Annotated in this window: 14 protein-coding genes; 9 read left to right on the top strand and 5 right to left on the bottom strand. The window is 67.2% G+C overall.

Annotation, left to right across the window (positions count from 1 at the left end; all coding sequences use genetic code 11):
* Nucleotides 1–75 precede the first annotated feature (75 nt).
* The 3 genes from B551_RS12455 to B551_RS12445 all read left to right on the top strand — a co-directional run bounded on the left by B551_RS12455 (nt 76) and on the right by B551_RS12445 (nt 2,901).
* On the top strand, nt 76–840 hold the full coding sequence (locus tag B551_RS12455; protein WP_006579504.1) for an ABC transporter ATP-binding protein: 765 nt from the start codon (nt 76–78) through the stop codon (nt 838–840).
* Nucleotides 827–1,534, top strand: a complete 708-nt coding sequence (locus tag B551_RS12450; RefSeq protein ID WP_006579505.1) for an ABC transporter ATP-binding protein — start codon at nt 827–829, stop codon at nt 1,532–1,534. The genes B551_RS12455 and B551_RS12450 overlap by 14 nt, the downstream gene beginning before the upstream one ends.
* Nucleotides 1,535–1,722: 188 nt before the next feature.
* A complete protein-coding gene (locus B551_RS12445) occupies nt 1,723–2,901 on the top strand; it encodes an ABC transporter substrate-binding protein (RefSeq protein ID WP_006579506.1) in 1,179 nt (392 codons plus the stop codon).
* 131 nt (nt 2,902–3,032) lie between these two features.
* Here B551_RS12445 and B551_RS12440 read toward each other — a convergent pair whose 3' ends face one another.
* Complete coding sequence (locus B551_RS12440; protein ID WP_043439229.1) at nt 3,033–4,370, bottom strand: bifunctional diguanylate cyclase/phosphodiesterase; 1,338 nt, start codon at nt 4,368–4,370, stop codon at nt 3,033–3,035.
* A 454-nt stretch (nt 4,371–4,824) separates the two neighbouring features.
* Here B551_RS12440 and B551_RS12435 point away from each other — a divergent pair, with 454 nt between their 5' ends.
* The gene (locus B551_RS12435; protein ID WP_006579508.1) at nt 4,825–5,619 is read left to right on the top strand and encodes a DUF4397 domain-containing protein; all 795 of its coding nucleotides are present in this window, start codon (nt 4,825–4,827) and stop codon (nt 5,617–5,619) included.
* A gap of 193 nt (nt 5,620–5,812) precedes the next feature.
* Here the strand turns inward: B551_RS12435 and B551_RS12430 are convergent, their stop codons facing one another.
* The 3 genes from B551_RS12430 to B551_RS12420 form a co-directional block, all read right to left on the bottom strand.
* Nucleotides 5,813–6,109, bottom strand: a complete 297-nt coding sequence (locus B551_RS12430; protein ID WP_023264200.1) for a helix-turn-helix transcriptional regulator — start codon at nt 6,107–6,109, stop codon at nt 5,813–5,815.
* 79 nt (nt 6,110–6,188) lie between these two features.
* The gene (locus B551_RS12425; RefSeq protein WP_006579510.1) at nt 6,189–7,691 is read right to left on the bottom strand and encodes a tripartite tricarboxylate transporter permease; all 1,503 of its coding nucleotides are present in this window, start codon (nt 7,689–7,691) and stop codon (nt 6,189–6,191) included.
* An 11-nt stretch (nt 7,692–7,702) separates the two neighbouring features.
* Complete coding sequence (locus B551_RS12420; RefSeq protein ID WP_006579511.1) at nt 7,703–8,164, bottom strand: tripartite tricarboxylate transporter TctB family protein; 462 nt, start codon at nt 8,162–8,164, stop codon at nt 7,703–7,705.
* 347 nt (nt 8,165–8,511) lie between these two features.
* Between B551_RS12420 and B551_RS12415 the strand changes: the two genes are divergently transcribed.
* The 5 genes from B551_RS12415 to B551_RS12395 all read left to right on the top strand — a co-directional run bounded on the left by B551_RS12415 (nt 8,512) and on the right by B551_RS12395 (nt 14,799).
* A complete protein-coding gene (locus B551_RS12415) occupies nt 8,512–9,939 on the top strand; it encodes an NAD-dependent succinate-semialdehyde dehydrogenase (protein ID WP_006579512.1) in 1,428 nt (475 codons plus the stop codon).
* Between the two features lie 256 nt (nt 9,940–10,195).
* Nucleotides 10,196–10,861 carry a (2Fe-2S)-binding protein gene (locus tag B551_RS12410; RefSeq protein WP_023264198.1) on the top strand — a complete coding sequence of 222 codons (666 nt, stop codon included), beginning with the start codon at nt 10,196–10,198 and terminating at the stop codon, nt 10,859–10,861.
* 16 nt (nt 10,862–10,877) lie between these two features.
* A complete protein-coding gene (locus B551_RS12405; protein ID WP_006579490.1) occupies nt 10,878–11,864 on the top strand; it encodes a xanthine dehydrogenase family protein subunit M in 987 nt (328 codons plus the stop codon).
* A complete protein-coding gene (locus B551_RS12400) occupies nt 11,861–14,071 on the top strand; it encodes a xanthine dehydrogenase family protein molybdopterin-binding subunit (RefSeq protein ID WP_023264197.1) in 2,211 nt (736 codons plus the stop codon). Before B551_RS12405 ends, B551_RS12400 begins: the two co-directional genes overlap by 4 nt.
* A 176-nt stretch (nt 14,072–14,247) precedes the next feature.
* The gene (locus tag B551_RS12395) at nt 14,248–14,799 is read left to right on the top strand and encodes a BON domain-containing protein (RefSeq protein ID WP_006578683.1); all 552 of its coding nucleotides are present in this window, start codon (nt 14,248–14,250) and stop codon (nt 14,797–14,799) included.
* Nucleotides 14,800–14,846: 47 nt separating this feature from the next.
* Here the strand turns inward: B551_RS12395 and B551_RS12390 are convergent, their stop codons facing one another.
* Nucleotides 14,847–15,809: a LysR family transcriptional regulator gene (locus B551_RS12390; RefSeq protein ID WP_006578684.1), complete on the bottom strand. Its 963-nt coding sequence runs from the start codon at nt 15,807–15,809 to the stop codon at nt 14,847–14,849.
* Nucleotides 15,810–15,858 lie beyond the last annotated feature (49 nt).

The following is a 15,858-nucleotide window of genomic DNA, read 5'->3' as shown; positions in this document are numbered from 1 at the left end:
ATGGTGGTCATGCCGCCGCCGGTGCGGCCGACGGCAAGGCCGCTGCCCCCGCCCCCGCTTCCGCCGGAGCCGACCATGCTTGAGATCCGCAACCTGACCAAGAAATTCGGCGGGCTGACCGCGGTCAACGATGTCTCGGTGACCTTCGAGGCCGGCCATATCAACGCCATCATCGGCCCCAACGGCGCCGGCAAGACGACCTTCTTCAACCTGGTCGCCGGCACCCATGCGCCGACCTCGGGCGAGGTGCTGTTCAAGGGCAGCAACGTGGCGGGCATGCGGGCCGACCGCATCGCGCGGATGGGCATCGCGCGGACCTTCCAGGCCACCGCGCTGTTCGATCGCGCCACCGTGCTCGACAACCTGATCGTCGGCCATCGGCTGCGCACCCATGCGGGCCTGCGCGACGTGCTGTTCAACACGAAGCGGCTGCGCGAGGAAGAACGGCTGTGCCGCGACAAGGCCGAGGAGGCGCTGGACTTCGTCGGGCTGTCGCATCTCGCGCATGAGGTGGCGTCGGACATCACGCAGGAGGAGCGCAAGCGCGTCGCCTTTGCGCTGGCGCTGGCCACCGGGCCCGAGCTGCTGCTGCTCGACGAGCCGGCCGGCGGCGTCAATCCCGAGGAGACCGTTGGCCTGGCCGAGCTGATCCGCAAGATGGTCCGGCACGGCAAGACGGTCTGCCTGATCGAACACAAGATGGACATGATCATGCGGCTCGCCGACAAGATCATGGTGCTGAACTACGGCGAGAAGATCGCCGAGGGCACGCCGGCGGAAATCCAGCGCAATCCGCAGGTCATCGAAGCCTATCTGGGAGCCGACCATGTTGCAGCTTGAACGCGTATCGCTTTCCTACGGCAGCTTCCGCGCGCTCGACAACATCACGCTGCACGCCAAGGCGGGCGAACTGGTGGTGCTGCTCGGCGCGAACGGCGCCGGCAAGAGTTCGATCTTCCTGGCGATGAGCGGCATCCACCGGACCAGCGGCGGCAGCATGCGCTTCGACGGCCGCGAGCTGTCCGGCATGAAGCCGTCGCAGATCGTGCAGGCCGGGTTGGTGCACTGCCCCGAGGGCCGCAAGCTGTTCCCGGCGATGAGCGTGCAGAAGAACCTGACGCTGGGCGCCTATGTGCATCGCCGCGACAGCGCCGGCATCAAGCGCTCGCTCGACGAGGTCTACGAGCTGTTCCCGATCCTGCAGCAGAAGAAGGACGATCCGGCCGGCTCGCTGTCAGGCGGCCAGCAGCAGATGGTCGCACTCGGCCGCGCGCTGATGGGCCGGCCGCGCGCGCTGCTGCTCGACGAACCGTCGCTGGGGCTGGCGCCGCTGGTGGTCAAGCAGATGTTCGAGGTGATCCAGCGGATCAACCGCGCGGGCACCACTGTGCTGCTGGCCGAACAGAACGCCTATGCGGCGCTGGGCATCGCCCATCGCGGCTACGTGATCGAGGGCGGACGCATCGTGATGGAGGGCGATCGCGATTCGCTGCTCAATGACGAGGGGGTGCGGCGGGCTTATATCGGCGGGTAATGGCTTGCTGAAAGACGCTGGGTCCCCGCCTGCGCGGGGACGACGGACCTCCTGGTGTCGTCCCCGCGAAAGCGGGGACCCAGCGGCTTCGTCCTGCGATCGCAATTGACCCAAGCGGAAATTTGCATTCAACCAAGACCATCCGGGCCACGACCCGATGGCACTTTCATCGTTTAAGGAGACGGAACATGCAGAACGCCACCAAACCCCGCCGCAAGCTGTTGCCGCTGGCCGCCACCGCGCTGGCCGCATTGCTGGCCTCCGGCGCGGCCTTCGCGCAGGAAGTGGTCAAGCTCGGCTACACCGGCCCGCTGTCCGGCGGCGCCGCGCTGTACGGCAAGAACGTGCTGTCGGGCATCCAGATGGCGGTCGACGAGCTCAATGCCAGCGGCGTCGAGGTCGGCGGCAAGAAGGTCAAGTTCGAAGTGGTCGCGCTCGATGACAAGTACGCGCCGGCCGAATCGGCGATCAACGCGCGCCGGCTGGTGCAGCAGCACAAGACGCCGGCCGTGTTCGTGCCGCACTCGGGCGGCATCTTCGCGCTGCAGGCCTTCAACGAACAAGAGAAGTTCATGGTGATGGCGTACTCGAGCGTGCCGCGCATCACCGACGCCGGCAACAAGCTGACGATCCGCATCCCGCCGGCGTACACCGGCTATATCGAACCGTTCGTCAAGGCGCAGATGAAGCGCTTCGGCAAGAACGTCGCGCTGGTGCCGGCCGACCACGACTACGCCAAGGCCTGGGTGCAGGCCTTCGTGCCGGCCTGGGAGAAGGCGGGCGGCAAGGTCGTCGGCAACAACCCGATGTCCTATACCAAGGCGACCGACTTCTATAGCGGCGTCTCGCGCGTGATCGCCGACAAGCCGGACGTGCTGTTCGTCGGCGGTCCGTCGGAGCCGACCGCGCTGGTCGTCAAGCAGGCGCGTGAGCTCGGCTTCAAGGGCGGCTTCATCGTGATGGACCAGGCCAAGCTCGATGAAATGGCGCGCGTGACCAACGGCCTGGGCATGCTGGAAGGCGCCATCGGCGTGCTGCCGCTGAACAGCGACAGCCGGCCGGCCACGCAGGCCTTCAACAACAAGTACAAGAAGCTGCACGACGGCAAGGATGCGACCACCGAGATGTCGCTGAACTACACGATGGTCCATACGCTGGCCAACGCGATGAAGCTGGCCGGCACCACTACCGACGCCACGGCGATCCGCGCCAAGATGCCCGACGCGATGAAGACGCTGCCGAAGGAGCTGAACCCGAACGAGATCGATGGCATCGACGCCAAGGGCGGCTCGATGGCCGATACCGTGGTCGGCTGGGTCCAGGGCGGCAAGATCAGCCAGGTGCGGCTGTCGGAGCTGGCGAAGTAAGAGAATCGGAAGTGCGGTAGTGCTGGTCGCCCCCGCGAAAGCGGGGGCCCAGTGTCTTCAATCCGCCAGGGCAGTCACTGGGTTCCCGCGTGCGCGGGAACGACAGGAAGAACCGATCGGCGCTTTTTTCTTCAGTCCTTGGCCAGTCGCTGCTGTTCGTACAAGCGATCGGTCAATTGGTCCGCCGGCATCGGCTTGCCATACAGATAACCCTGGACCTCGTGGCAGCCGTTCGCCAGCAGGAAATCGCGCTGCTCCACCGTCTCGACGCCTTCGGCGATCACGCCGATGCGCAGGCTCGCACCGACGTTGATCACCGAGCGAACGATGGCCGCGTCGACCGGGTCCTGCGTCACGTTGCGGATGAACGACTGGTCGATCTTGATGCGGTCGACCGGAAAGGTCTTCAGGAAGCTCAGCGACGCATAGCCGGTGCCAAAGTCGTCGCAGGTCAGCGTCACGCCGTCGCGGCGCAGCGTCTGCAGCTGGCCGGAGACCTCGTCGCCCTGTTGCAGCGCAATCGTCTCGGTGATTTCCAGTTCCAGCCGGTTGGGCTCCAGCGCGAGTTCTCGCAGCACGTGCCGGACCTCGGTCAGCAGGCGGCTTTCGGCCAGTTGCGCGGCGAACAGATTGATCGCCACGCGAGGCGCCTGCTCGAACTGCAGCGACCAGGCCCGCGCCTGCGCGCACGCGGTCTGCAGCAGCCACATGCCCACGTCGACCGCGACGCTGCTCGCGGCCAGCGCATCGATAAAGGCGGCGGGAGCGAGCAGGCCCTGGGTCGGATGGCGCCAGCGCATCAGCGCCTCGGCGCCGACGATGCGGCCATCGCGCAGATCGACCTGCGGCTGGTACAGCAGCTCGAATTGCCGCTGCGCATAGGCTTCGCGCAGGGCCTGCACCAGCGACAGCCGGCTGGTCACGTCGGCGCGCATCTGCGCCTTGAAGAAACGGATCGTGCGGCCGCCGTCGCGCTTGGCGCGTGCCAGCGCGAGGCTGGCCGACGCCAGCGCATCCGAGGCATTGTCCCCGCCGGCCGGCATCACGCAGGCGCCCAGGCTCGCCAGCACATAGTGGCGGTGGCCATTGCAGTCATACGGCTCGGACAGCAGCGACAGGATCGCCGCGCTGACGTGGCGCACCAGCGTGGGGTCGTAGATCGAGGGAAGCAGCACCGCGAACTCGTCGCCGCCGGTGCGGCCGATCACGGCATCGCGCGGCGAGGCGTCGCGCAAGCGGCGGGCCATCTGCTGGAGGATGCGGTCACCCTCGCGATGGCCATGCATGTCATTGAAGGCGCGGAAGTCGTCGATGCCGATCAGCACCAGCGCGCAGCGCGGCACGGCCTCGGTCTGCAGGCGCGCCTCGAGCTTGCTCAAGAAGAATGGGCGGCTTGCTACCCCGGTCAACGGATCGGTGTCCGCCGCCGGAACCGCGCCAGCCGCCATCGCCTCCGACCTGGCCACTATCCCCGCCCCGTTTGTGATTGTCGACATCGTGCTCGGTCAGCTATCCCGGCAAGTGTGACGAAAAATTGGAAAAAAGCAAGCGGGGTGAAGGATGAGGGGCCTGGCCAGTTAAAACAATGGCAAACGCTGGTAGACAACCAGCGCTTTACGAGTGAATCGCTTCCGCTATGCGGAACGACACGGGCGATCCGTTGCTACGTCTAGGGTGGCGGGTGTGACGCAACAGGCTGTCGGATTTCTCCGACACCTATATCGGAGAGCGCAGCGTTTCGGCTCATCGGCCCCCCCACTATCGTTCCATCACGGCACGCGGCCGGACCCGGACCACCACCAGGATTGCTGCGATCCGTTGGCACCCGATGCCAACGGATTCGCCAGCCCTTGGCCATCAGGTGGCGCTACGCGGGCGGCCCCGTAACTTCTTCGATTTCATTTCACCTGCAAGGGGAAATCCATGAAGCTGTTCTCGAAATCCGGGATTGCACTGGGACTGATGGTGGCGGCCAGCGCCATGCTGGCGGCATGCGGCGGCGGCGATGATGGCATCGACGACCGTCTCGGCCTGAACGAACCACAGACGCGCGTAATCCACGCCGTGCCTCCGATCCCGACCCAACTCAATCTCGACGTCTATCAGAACGGCGCCCGGACGTCCCTGCAGAACATTCCGTACAAGTTCGTCGCCCGCTATTCGGACGTCGATGATGGCAACCACCTGTTCACGTTCAACGCCGCCGGCACGCAGACCGAAGTGGGCCGCGCCCAGGTCGACGCGGCCACGGGCCACAAGTACACGATCGTGGCGCTGCCGGGCGACGACCGCGCCGATACGCTGGTAATCGACGATCCGTACGAGAAGGGCCTGCTGTCGAACAAGGCCCGGGTGCGCGCGGTCAACGCGGCGTTCAATGCGCAGAACGTCGATATCTACGTGACCGCCCCGTCGGTGGATCTGAATACGGTCAACCCGACGTTTGCCAACGTGGCCTACAAGTCGGCGGTGCCGGCCTCGGGCCAGGACTCGAACGAGTTCGACGGCGGCAACAACTACCAGATCCGCATTACCACCGCGGGTACCAAGCAGGTGATCTTCAGCTCGGGCGCGATCACGATCGACAACAACGCCGACTGGCTGATCATGCCGATCCCGGTCGATGGCATCGCATCCGCCGTGCCGAACAACATCAAGGTGCTGGTGGCCAAGGCCAACGACGACTCGCAGACGGCGATCGAGTTGGTCAGCCAGTAAGTCAGGCGATCCAACGGTAGCTCGACCCGACTGTGTTCTCCCTCTCCCCCTCAGGGGGAGAGGGCCGGGGAGAGGGGGTGGTCTTGAAGCGCGGTCGCACATCGACCGCCCCGCCCTCTCCCCCCGCCTCTCTTCCGCAAGAGGGAGAGGGGAGAAGAAAACCGGTAGCCCCAAACGACAATCGGCGGCGGCCTTAACGGTCGCCGCCGATTTCGTTTTGCAGCACATCGAGATGGGACAGGTAGGCGTCCAGCTCTTCGCGGCCGCTGTCGGTGATCGAGTAGACCCGGCCGTTGCCTTCGACCAGTTCCGCGGTGATCGCCCGTGCGATCAGCAGGCTGCGCAGGATCGGGCGCAGCGAGCGGATGTTCTTCTCGATGCCATGTTCGCGCAGCCGCTCGACGAGAGCGAGCACCGTGGCCGGACTGGACTGCACGAACTTCAGGATATAGAGCCGGGAAACGAGACTATCGATGGTTGGTCTTTTCATGCAACGATAGACATGCGCAAACGACCGGACCGGCCGGCGCCCGGAATGGCTCCGCGGCGCCGGCCGGCCCGGTTTTTCTCTACTCCTCCTGGAAGGCGATTTCGCGCTTGGCCTTGATCGAGGGCAGCGCCACCACCGCCACCAGCGCCGCGGCGGCAATCAGCAGGCCCATCGACAGCGGACGGGTGAAGAACACCGAGAACTCGCCACGCGAGAGCAGCAGCGTGCGGCGGAAGTTCTCTTCCATCATCGGTCCGAGCACGAAGCCGAGCAGCAGCGGCGCCGGTTCGCACTTGAGCTTCAGGAACAGATAGCCCACCACGCCGAAGCCCGCGGCCATGAAGACGTCGAAGGTCTGGTTGTTGACCGAGTAGACGCCAATACCGCAGAACACCAGGATCGCCGGGTACAGGAAGCGATACGGCACCGTCAGCAGCTTGACCCAGATGCCGATCAGCGGCAGGTTCAGGATGATCAGCATCAGGTTGCCGATCCACATCGAGGCGATCAGGCCCCAGAACAGCTGCGGGTTGCTGGTCATCACCTGCGGACCCGGCTGGATGTTGTGGATCGTCATCGCACCGACCATCAGCGCCATCACCGCGTTGGGTGGAATGCCCAGCGTCAGCAGCGGGATGAACGAGGTCTGTGCCGCCGCGTTGTTGGCCGATTCCGGACCCGCCACGCCTTCGATCGCGCCCTTGCCGAACTCGTGCGAGTACTTCGACGACTTCTTCTCCAGCGTGTACGCCGCGAACGAAGCCAGCGAGGCGCCACCGCCCGGCAGGATGCCCAGCGCCGAACCCAGCGCGGTACCGCGCAGCACCGCCGGGATCATCCGCTTGAAGTCGGCCTTGGTCGGGAACAGGTTGGTCACGCGATCGGTGAAGGTCTCGCGGTTTTCCTTCTGCTCCAGGTTGGCGATGATCTCGGCGAAGCCGAACATGCCCATGGCCAGCGCAACGAAGTCGATGCCGTCGGTCAGCTCCGGGATGTCGAACGAGAAGCGTGCCGCGCCGGAGTTGACGTCGGTACCGACCAGACCCAGCAGCAGGCCCAGCACGATCATCGAGATCGCCTTGACCAGCGAGCCCGAAGCCAGCACCACGGCGCCGATCAGGCCCAGCACCATCAGCGAGAAGTATTCGGCCGGGCCGAACTTGAAGGCCAGCTCCGACAGCGGACCGGCGAAGGCCGCCAGGATCAGCGTGGCCACGCAGCCGGCGAAGAACGAGCCGAGGCCGGCGGTGGCCAGCGCCACGCCCGCACGTCCGCGCCGCGCCATCTGATAGCCGTCGATCGTGGTCACCACCGACGACGATTCGCCCGGCAGGTTGACCAGGATCGCGGTGGTCGAGCCGCCGTACTGCGCGCCGTAGTAGATGCCGGCCAGCATGATCAGCGCGGCCACCGGCGGCAGCGTGTAGGTGATCGGCAGCAGCATCGCGATCGTCGCGAGCGGGCCGAGGCCCGGCAGCACGCCGATCAGCGTGCCGAGCAGGCAGCCGAGAAACGCGTAGGCCAGGTTCTGGAACGACAGCGCGGTCGAAAAGCCGAGCGTCAAATGTTCAAGCAATTCCATCTGCGCGCTCCTTAGCCCGTGATGAACGCCGGCCACACCGGCATCTGCAGGTTGATGCCGTAGACAAAGGCGCCCATGCTGATCAGCACCAGCACCACGCTGTTGAGCAGCGCGCCCTTCCAGCTGAATTCATGGCTGGCCATCGACGACACGACCACCAGCACGAACACCGACAGCACCATGCCGAGCGGCTTGAGCAACAGGCCGAACAGCACCACCGAACCCAGGATCCACAGCAGGATCTTGATGTCCCAGCGCTCCATCCGGTCTTCCTCGCCCTTGCTCGACAGCGAGCTCAGCAGCACCAGCGCGCCGAGTCCGGCCAATACCAGGCCGAGCAGGAAGGGGAAATATCCGGGACCCATCTTCGCGGCCGTCCCCATCGAATAGCCGCGAGCGACAAAGGAAAAGCCCAGGCCGACCAGCACGAACATCAGGCCGGAGGCGAAGTCCTTTTGGCTGCGTATGCGCAACATGATTCTCCTCGTTAAATGCAAAGCCGCACGGCACAAGCCCTGTGCCGAAAGCGGATGCAACGTTAGAGAAGCGTGCTTTCAGCGCCCTTTCAGTTGTCTGGTTTCAGGGTTAACCACGGCAACAAATCCACGCTTGCATCATGACGTGATGCTTTTTGAAAGGGACGTGAAAGCGAGATGTAGGCTCGTTGAAAGGAACGGCCATCGAACGCATCCGCCGCGCCAGCCACGCCGCCAGGCCCGACGCGGTAAGCTAACGGGTTCGGAGCTGTGGGCGCCCTCACGGCCAACGCCGGTTCCAGCCAGCGGACCCAGGACTCACGACACAGGACACAGGAGAAGCCATGTACCAGGACCTCGCCCTTTATATCGATGGGGAGTTCGTCAAAGGCGGCGGCCGCCGCGAGCAGGACGTGATCAATCCCGCCACGCAGGAAGTGCTGGGCAAACTGCCGCACGCCAGCACCGCGGATCTGGACCGCGCCCTGGCCGCCGCGCAGCGTGCCTTCGACAGCTGGAAGAAGACCTCGCCGCTGGAGCGCGCGAAGATCCTGCGCCGCGTCGGTGAGTTGACCCGCGAGCGCGCGAAGGAAATCGGCCGCAATATCACGCTGGACCAGGGCAAGCCGCTGGCCGAGGCGGTCGCCGAGGTGATGATCTGCGCCGAGCATGCCGACTGGCATGCCGAGGAGTGCCGCCGCATCTATGGCCGCGTGATTCCGCCGCGCAATCCGAACGTGCGGCAGATCGTCGTGCGCGAGCCGATCGGCGTCTGCGCCGCCTTCACGCCGTGGAACTTCCCCTTCAACCAGGCGATCCGCAAGATCGTGTCGGCGCTCGGCGCGGGCTGCACGCTGATCCTGAAGGGTCCGGAGGATTCGCCCAGCGCCGTGGTCGCGCTGGCCCAGCTGTTCCACGACGCCGGCCTGCCGCCGGGCGTGCTGAACATCGTCTGCGGCGTGCCGAGCGAGGTCTCGACCTATCTGATCGAATCGCCGATCGTGCGCAAGATCTCGTTCACCGGCTCGGTGCCGGTCGGCAAGCAGCTGGCCGCGCTGGCCGGCGCACACATGAAGCGCGTGACGATGGAGCTCGGCGGCCATTCGCCGGTGCTGGTGTTCGACGACGCCGATATCGAACCGGCCGCCGAGATGCTGGCCCGCTTCAAGATCCGCAATGCCGGCCAGGTCTGCGTGTCGCCGACCCGCTTCTACGTCCAGGAAAAGGCCTACGACCGCTTCCTGGCCCGCTTCACCGAGGTCATGGGATCGATCAAGGTCGGCGACGGCCTGGAGGACGGCACGCAGATGGGTCCGCTCGCGCACGAGCGCCGCATCGCCTCGATGGAGCAGTTCCTCGACGATGCCAGCCATCGCGGCGGCAAGGTCGTCGCCGGCGGCGCTCGGATCGGCAGCAAGGGCTATTTCTTCGCGCCGACCGTGGTCACCGACCTTCCCGACGACGCCAGGCTGATGGTCGACGAGCCGTTCGGCCCGGTGGCGCCGGTGACGCGCTTCAAGGACGCCGAGGAAGCGCTGCGGCGCGCCAACAGCCTGCCGTACGGCCTGGCCTCGTATGTATTTACCAACTCGCTGAAGACCGCGACGCTGGTGTCGAACGGGCTCGAGGCCGGCATGGTCAATATCAACCATTTCGGCATGGCACTGGCCGAGACGCCGTTCGGCGGCATCAAGGACTCCGGCATCGGCAGCGAAGGCGGCATGGAGACCTTCGATGGCTACCTGGTGACCAAGTTCATCACCCAGGTGTGAAGACGGCCACGCCGCTGTAGCACCGTTGTCCCCGCACAAGCGGGGACGACGTGCTGGCGGCAATTGACATCGCCGCGTTGCCGGACGCGCAATTCTTACAAGCGTCCCCTCCCCCAGCGTCGACACTGACGCTCGCTACGCCCGCCAGGCGCATCGCGCCGCACGCTTCCCCATTGGGCACCGAATTTGCTCGAAGCCGGAAACCCGGTATTGCCGCCGCATGGCGCGGCAAACCCCGTCGAAGCGGATTCGCCCCATGTCCCTGACGCATTCGGAACCGGCCAGGACCCTGGCCCCATCCTCACCGCCGGCCGCAAACGCTCCCTCGGCCCCCGCCTCGGCACCGCCGCCCCGGACCATCGAACTGCGCGTCAACGGCGTGCTGCATGTGCTGACGGTCGAACCCCGTACCTCGCTGCTCGACGCGCTGCGGGAGCAGTTGGGTCTGACCGGCACCAAGAAGGGCTGCGACCGTGGCCAGTGCGGGGCGTGCACGGTGCTGGTCGATGGCCGCCGCATCAATGCCTGCCTGACGCTGGCCGTGATGCAGGTAGACCGCGACATCACCACGATAGAAGGGCTCGCCGATGGCGACCGCCTGCATCCGATGCAGGCCGCCTTCGTCGCGCATGACGCGCTGCAATGCGGCTACTGCACGCCGGGCCAGATCTGCTCGGCGGTGGCGATGCTGGCCGAGGCGCGCGACGGCCGGGCCAGCGCGGTAACGCCGCCGGGGCAATCGGCGCACGGGGCGCACTCGGCGGCGGCGCTGACCGACGACGAGATCCGCGAGCGGATGAGCGGCAACCTGTGCCGCTGCGGGGCTTATCCCAATATCGTTGCAGCGATCCGGTCGGTCGCGGCGCACGACGGCCGCGGCGACACGCAGCGCGCCGGCGATGGGCATATCGATTCCCGCTGAGCCCGGAACCGCCGCCATGCATTCATTCGACTACGACCGCGCCGACAGCCTCGACACGGCGCTGCAGCTGGGCAAGCAGCCCGGCGCGCGCTTCGTCGCGGGCGGCACCAATCTGCTCGATCTGATCAAGGCCGGCGTCGAACGGCCACAGCGGCTGGTCGATGTCGGCCGGCTGCCGCTGGCAAGCATCGATGCAACGCCCGATGGCGGCATCCGCATTGGCGCGATGGTCGGCAATGCCGATGCCGCCGATCATCCGCTGGTGCGCGCGCACTATCCGCTGCTGCAGGCTGCGCTGCTGGCCGGCGCCTCGCCGCAGCTGCGCAATATGGCGACGATCGGCGGCAATCTGATGCAGCGCACGCGCTGCCATTACTTCTACGACATCGGCTTCGACGCCTGCAACAAGCGCGACCCCGGCTCGGGCTGCGCCGCGCGCGACGGCGTGCAGCGCCAGCATGCGATCCTCGGTGCCAGCGAGCATTGCATCGCCACGCATCCGTCGGACATGTGCGTGGCCTTGCTGGCACTGGACGCAACGGTGGTCGTGCGCAGCGCTGACGGCGAGCGCCGCATGCCGCTGCAGGACTTTCACCGGCTGCCCGGCGACACGCCCGAGCGCGATACCAACCTCGAACCCGGCGAGCTGATCGTTGCGGTGGAATTGCCGCCATCGCGCTGGGGCGGCCATTGCCACTACCTGAAGGTGCGCGACCGCGCCAGCTATGCATTCGCGCTGGTCTCGGTCGCCGCCGCGCTGCAACTGGATGGCAGCATCGTGCGCGCGGCGCGCATCGTGCTGGGTGGGGTCGCGCACAAGCCGTGGCGCGCGCAGGCGGCCGAGCAAGCGCTGCTCGATCGCCCGCTCGACGAAGCCGCGCTGCGCCGGACCGCCGCGCTGGCCGTGCAAGGCGCGCGGCCCTACCCGGGCAATGCGTTCAAGGTCGAACTGGCCCAGCGCGCGGTAATCCGCGCGCTGTCGACCGCGGGAGGCATCCGATGAGCTCGCACGACGACCATCTCGACCGTATCGACGGCGTGCTGAAGGTCACCGGCCGGGCGCACTACACCGCCGACCACCGGCTGCCGAACGTACTGCAGGCCATCATCGTCACCAGCACCATCGCCGCCGGCGAGGTGGCATCGATCGACACCGGCACGGCCGAGCGGATGCCCGGCGTGCGCCTGGTGATGACGCCGTTCAACGCGCCGCGGCTGCCTAAGAACGGTAAGGCGGCCGCGGGCGAGATGCCTGCCGGCCGCGTGCTGAACCTGCTGCAGGACACCAGCGTGCACTACAACAACCAGCCGATCGCGCTGGTGGTGGCCGATACGCTGGACCAGGCCCGCGAGGCGGCGCGCCATCTGCGCATCGCGTATCGCCGGCAGCCGGCGACGCTGGACTTCGCCAAGGCCAAGGCGCGGGCCTACGAACCGCGCAAGGTCAAGAACGAGTCGGCGGACACCGCGCGCGGCGACCTCGATGCGGCGCTGCGCGAGGCCCAGGCGACGATCGACGCGGTCTACACGACGCCGATGCAGCACCACAACGCGATGGAGCCGCACGCCACCATCGCCGCGTGGGACGGCGACACGCTGACGCTGTACGACGCGACGCAGTACGTGGCCGGCGTGCGCAAGGCCGTGGCCAAGACCTTCGGCATCCCGGCCGGCAAGGTCCGTGTGATCTGCCCCTTCGTCGGCGGCGGCTTCGGCGGCAAGGGCTCGGTCTGGTCGCATGTGGTGCTGGCCGCGATGGCGGCGCGCGCGGTGGGTCGTCCCGTCAAGCTGGCGGTCGAGCGCCCGCAGCTGTTTGGCCTCGCCGGCGAGCGGCCGCCGACCGAACAGCGCGTACTGGCCGCCGCGCGCGAGGACGGCACACTGACCGGCCTGCGCCACGACGTGGTGACGGCGACCTCGTATCTGGAAGACTGGGTCGAGCCCGCCGCGATGATGACGCGGCTGCTCTATGGCTGCCCGACCGTCCATACCAGCCATCGCCTCGTCAAGCTGCATATCGGCACGCCGACCTTCATGCGCGCGCCCGGCGATGCCAGCGGCAGCTTCGCGCTCGAATCGGCGCTGGACGAGCTGGCCCATGCGCTGAAGGTGGATCCGGTCGAGCTGCGGCTGCGCAACGATACCGATACCGACCTGAGCCAGGATCTGCCGTTTTCCAGCCGGCGGATGAGCGAGTGCTTTCGTCTCGGCGCGGACGAATTTGGCTGGTGGCAGCGCAACCCGACCCCGCGCAGCATGCGCGCCGATGGCAAGCTGGCCGGCATGGGCGTGGCCACCGCGACCTATCCGGCGATGCGGCAGGCGGCCACCGCCACCGCCATCATCGAGCCGGACGGCAGCGCCTGCATCCGCTGCGCGACGCACGACCTGGGCACCGGCACCTATACCGTGATGACGCAGGTCGCGGCCGAAGCGCTGGGAATGCCGCCTGCGCAGATCCGCTTCGAGCTTGGCGACACCGCCTTCCCCGACGCGCCGATCGCCGGCGGCTCGCAGACGGTGGCCAGCGTGGCGCCGGCCGTGCAGGCGGCAGCCAGCGCGGCACGGCAGGTGCTGATCGACCGCGCCGTGGCCGACCGTGCCTCGCCGCTGTTCGGCGCGCCGCCCGAGGATGTCACGGTAGCCGACGGCTGGCTGGCCCGGGCATCCGATCCCGCCTGCCGCGAATCCATCGCGGCGGCGATGGCGCGCAATGGCGGTCAACGGATCGAGGCCACGCGCACGGCCGAGCCGGGCGACGAGACGCAGCGCCATTCGATGCATTCGTTCGGCGCGATCTTCGCGGAGGTCCATGTCGACCCCGATCTCGGGGAAGTGCGCGTGCACCGGATGCTCGGCGCCTTCGGCGTCGGCCGTTTGCTGAACCGCAAGACCGGCCACAGCCAGTTGATGGGCGGCATGGTGTGGGGCATCGGCCTGGCGCTGCACGAGGCATCGTTGCTCGATCCGCGCAGCGGACGCATCGCCAACGGCAATCTGGCCGAGTACCACGTGCCGGTGAACGCCGATGTCGGCCAGGTCGATGTCATGGTCGTCGACGAGTTCGACCCGCACATCAATGCGCTCGGCGCCAAGGGTATCGGCGAGATCGGTATCGTCGGCGCCGGCGCGGCGATCGCCAATGCGGTGTTCCATGCGACCGGCAAGCGGATACGGCACCTGCCGATCACGCCGGACAAGCTGCTGTAAGCGGCAGGCCTTCCACCGTGCTTATTTACAAGCCATCCCGGCAAAGATTGCACCCTCGCGGCCCGCGGCGCGTGACGCGGCCGCGGCGGCCGCGCGTGGCGGCAACAGCCGGCAACAGGCGGCGGTACGGTTTTTGCGGCCTTTGCCCGGTACGTCCATGATCGATGGAGACCGAAATGAACGGCAACAGAGACAACGGCAATACCCGTGGAATGTCGCCCAGGGAAACCGGCGAGGACCGCCGGGGACGCGGCACCGTGACCGGCGGCATGGAGTGGTTCCCCGAGGATCCGCGCACCGGCGAGGTCGCGGAAACCTGGCGCCATCGCGGCTATGGCGGCTCGCGCGGCATGCGTGACGCCTACCACTATCGGCGCGGCGACACCGGCGCGATGGGCTCCGGCGGCGGCAGCGTCGGCTTCAACGAATTCGGCGAGCGCGGCACCAGGAGCGGCGCGGGCATAGGCGGCAGTACGGGCACGCGGCGCCCGCGCACCTTGCCCAAGGGCTATCGGCGCACCGACGAGCGCATCTGCGACGAGGTCTGCGAACGGCTTGCCGAAGCGCGCGAACTGGACGTGTCCGAGGTCACCGTGGAGGTCGGCTCGGGCATCGTCACGCTGAGCGGCACCGTATCGGACCGGCGCGCCAAGTACCGCGTCGAGGATATCGCCGAGGAAGTGATGGGCGTCGACGAGGTCAGGAACAATATCCGCGTGCCGCGCTGACGGCATGACCTTCGCCAGCGCTCGCCGGGGCAGCGGGACGGCCCGCGTCACCGCGCGGCCGTCCCCGCTTCGGCGGCGCGGATCCGGCCCGCCTGTTCGCGCAGCGCCTGCATGAAGGCGTGCAGCACCTCGTCGTCGCCGCCCTTGCGCCATACCGCCCCGACCGGGCCGAACGATTCCCGGTCCCCGAGCGGCAGGATATGCAGCAGTCCCAGCGAGGCCAGATGCTCGGCCATCGCCGCGGAGCAGACGCCGACATAGTCCGTCTCGCGCAGCACCGCCTGCATGGTGACGATCGAGCCGGTCTCGACCGCCGGCCGCAAGCCGGCGGCGCCGTGCTCGAGCAGCACGGTATCGAGCCGCGTGCGCATCAGCGTCTCGCGCTGCGGCATCGCCCAAGGATACGAAAACAGCTGGTCCCAGCGCAGGCGTCTGGCGTGCGCCAGCGGATGGTGCGGACCGACCACCACCGCCATCGCGTCCTCGAACAGCACCTCGTGCGCCAGATGCGGACCGTAGGCGCGCGCATCGATCGAGCCGACCACCAGATCGAACTCGCGCTTTTCCAGGCGATCGAGCAGCGTGTTGAACGCGCCTTCGGTGACCTGGATCGACACATTGGGCTGCGTCCGCTGAAACGCGACGATGGCCCACGGAATCAGGTGCGCGACGCCGGCCAGCACGCTGCCCACATGCAGGCGCGCGACCGCGCCCTTGGCGATCGCGCCCAGTTCGTCGTGGGCGCGCGATACCTCGCCGAGCACGCGCACGGCGAGACGGCGCACGGCCTCGCCGGCCGGCGTCAGTTGCAGGCGGCGGCCGCGGATCGCCAGCCTGACGCCGGCCAGATCCTCCATTTCGCTGAGCCAGTGCGACACCGCGGACTGCGTCATATGCAGCCGCGTCGCGGCGGCCGACAGCGTGCCCGCCTCGTGAAGAATCAGGAAGGACTCGAGGTGCCGCACCCGCAGTCGGCGCGCCCAGGCGATGCTGTGATCGGATGGATCCATGAGCGAATACTAATAGATGGTTCGAAACAATTCACTAGGTGTGATTGCC

This window comes from Cupriavidus sp. HPC(L) (assembly GCF_000307735.3).
Lineage (GTDB): Bacteria > Pseudomonadota > Gammaproteobacteria > Burkholderiales > Burkholderiaceae > Cupriavidus.
The sequence above is the reverse complement of the archived record's forward strand: the minus strand, read 5'-3'. Positions and strand labels throughout refer to the sequence as shown.

Coding starts and splice junctions, on each gene's coding strand:
- B551_RS12435 (WP_006579508.1), top strand. CDS start 4,825: ATGAAGCTGTTCTCGAAATCCGGGATTGCACTGGGACTGATGGTGGCG.
- B551_RS12455 (WP_006579504.1), top strand. CDS start 76: ATGCTTGAGATCCGCAACCTGACCAAGAAATTCGGCGGGCTGACCGCG.
- B551_RS12430 (WP_023264200.1), bottom strand. CDS start 6,109: ATGAAAAGACCAACCATCGATAGTCTCGTTTCCCGGCTCTATATCCTG.
- B551_RS12405 (WP_006579490.1), top strand. CDS start 10,878: ATGCATTCATTCGACTACGACCGCGCCGACAGCCTCGACACGGCGCTG.
- B551_RS12390 (WP_006578684.1), bottom strand. CDS start 15,809: ATGGATCCATCCGATCACAGCATCGCCTGGGCGCGCCGACTGCGGGTG.
- B551_RS12450 (WP_006579505.1), top strand. CDS start 827: ATGTTGCAGCTTGAACGCGTATCGCTTTCCTACGGCAGCTTCCGCGCG.
- B551_RS12415 (WP_006579512.1), top strand. CDS start 8,512: ATGTACCAGGACCTCGCCCTTTATATCGATGGGGAGTTCGTCAAAGGC.
- B551_RS12400 (WP_023264197.1), top strand. CDS start 11,861: ATGAGCTCGCACGACGACCATCTCGACCGTATCGACGGCGTGCTGAAG.
- B551_RS12395 (WP_006578683.1), top strand. CDS start 14,248: ATGAACGGCAACAGAGACAACGGCAATACCCGTGGAATGTCGCCCAGG.
- B551_RS12445 (WP_006579506.1), top strand. CDS start 1,723: ATGCAGAACGCCACCAAACCCCGCCGCAAGCTGTTGCCGCTGGCCGCC.
- B551_RS12410 (WP_023264198.1), top strand. CDS start 10,196: ATGTCCCTGACGCATTCGGAACCGGCCAGGACCCTGGCCCCATCCTCA.
- B551_RS12425 (WP_006579510.1), bottom strand. CDS start 7,691: ATGGAATTGCTTGAACATTTGACGCTCGGCTTTTCGACCGCGCTGTCG.